This window comes from Rhodococcus sp. R1101 (assembly GCF_000278445.1).
Lineage (GTDB): Bacteria > Actinomycetota > Actinomycetes > Mycobacteriales > Mycobacteriaceae > Rhodococcus > Rhodococcus gordoniae.
The window spans coordinates 1-1975 of sequence record NZ_AJVB01000608.1; the positions used below are offsets into that span (position 1 = coordinate 1).

The following is a 1975-nucleotide window of genomic DNA, read 5'->3' on the forward strand; positions in this document are numbered from 1 at the left end:
GATCGGGGCCCTGGCTCGCCGGGCGGGCGAGACCGGCGTCCTCGAGTACGACGCCGCTGAACGAGCTGGTGCGGTACAGCCGGGCCGTCGGCTCACCGGCGAAGCGGACGATCGAGATCGTCGGGTTGCCCGCCTTGGCGTTGATGTCCGCACCGATGGCTGCGGCGCGTTCCTCGTACTCGGAGATCTTCTGCTCGGCGAGGTCCTCCTTGCCGATGGCCTGAGCGACGAGCCGGATGTTGTCCTTCCACGTCGGCCCGGTCGACTGGGAGAAGACGGTCGGGGCGATGGCGGACAGTTCCTCGTAGTTCTCCCCGTCACGCACCTCCGCCGAGAGGATGAGATCCGGCTCGAGCGCGGCCACCTGTTCGAGGCTCACGTCCGCGGTCTTCCCGACCGACACGGCGTCGGCCGCGTACTCACGCGAGTCGCCGAGATAGTCGGGGAAACCTTCTGTCCGGTAGTCGACGTGTCCGACGAGCGGTGCTTCGAGGAGCAGCACGGCATCCGCGTAACTCGTGTCGAGCGCGACGATGCGGGTCGGTTCGTTCTCGATCGTGGTGGAACCGCGGAAATGCTCGACGGTCCGGGGAAAGCCGGTCGCGTCGGCGCCGGCCGCAGCGGAAGACTCGTCGGCGGCGTCGGCCGCACCGCAACCGGTGACGAGGAGTCCGGTGGTCAGCAGGGCTGCAGCGAGCCGGACGGGACGGGAGGGGAGAACAAGCACGGGTGGTCCTTCTGTATTACGAGGGGGGTAAGTGCACCCTAACTCGCGCTCTTCGTTCGTGGTGGAGCCACGTCCCCGGGTCCGGGGTGTGAGGTGTGGCACAGCGGCCGAGTGTGGTTGTCGGCTCCGCTCCAGGTAGCCTCGCGAGTCGAGTACGACAGCGAGTAGGACCCGGAGGGCGACCGTTTCGGGGAGGGTCTACGATTCGATGAGCGCAAGCCAGAGACCGTTCGCCTCCAGCCCGAGGTCGAGCGCGCATTCAGGAGGATTAGTGACTGCCGTAGCGCCCCAGCCAGTCCCAGAGATAGCTGCAGCAAGGCCGTACCCGCCGCGGCAGGGACCCAAGGGTTCGTTCATCCACAAGATGATCACGACCACAGATCCCAAGATGTTGGGGATCATGTACATGGTCACCTCGTTCGCCTTCTTCCTCATCGGCGGCCTGATGGCACTGCTGATGCGCACCGAGCTCGCGGTCCCCGGCCTGCAGTTCCTGTCGAACGAGCAGTTCAACCAGCTGTTCACGATGCACGGCACGGTCATGCTGCTGATGTACGCGACGCCGGTCGTGTTCGCCTTCGCGAACTACATCCTGCCGCTGCAGATCGGCGCCCCCGACGTCGCCTTCCCGCGCCTGAACGCCTTCAGCTACTGGCTGTACCTGTTCGGCGCGACGATCGTGATGCTCGGCTTCGTCACCCCCGGCGGCGCTGCGGACTTCGGCTGGACGGCCTACACGCCGCTCACCAGTGAAATCCACTCCCCGGGTGTCGGTGCCGACTTCTGGATCCTCGGCCTCGGCGTGATGGGTCTGGGCACCATCCTCGGTGCCGTCAACTTCATCACCACCGTGGTGTGCATGCGTGCACCGGGCATGACCATGTTCCGGATGCCGATCTTCACCTGGAACATCCTGATCACCAGCCTGCTGATCCTGCTCGTGTTCCCGCTGCTGACCGCCGCCTTCATGGGCCTGTTCGTCGACCGTCACCTCGGTGGCCACATCTACGACCCCGCCACCGGCGGCGTGCTCCTGTGGCAGCACCTGTTCTGGTTCTTCGGTCACCCCGAGGTGTACGTCATCGCGCTGCCGTTCTTCGGCATCGTCTCGGAGATCTTCCCGGTCTTCTCCCGCAAGCCGATCTTCGGATACACCGGCCTGGTCTACGCCACGATGGCGATCGCGGCGCTGTCCATCGCCGTGTGGGCGCACCACATGTACGCCACCGGCGCGGTGCTGCTGCCGTA

The 1975-nt window shown here is 65.9% G+C and carries 2 protein-coding genes; one reads left to right on the plus strand and one right to left on the minus strand.

Annotated elements, in window-relative coordinates:
- The coding region (locus tag R1101_RS28185) for an ABC transporter substrate-binding protein (protein ID WP_016935430.1) at positions 1-727 on the minus strand (727 nt) is incomplete at its 3' end.
- A gap of 271 nt (positions 728-998) precedes the next feature.
- On the opposite strand from R1101_RS28185, the gene R1101_RS0122255 reads away from it, so the two are divergent.
- A partial coding sequence (locus R1101_RS0122255) for a cbb3-type cytochrome c oxidase subunit I (RefSeq protein WP_198420320.1) occupies positions 999-1975 on the plus strand: 977 nt, incomplete at its 3' end.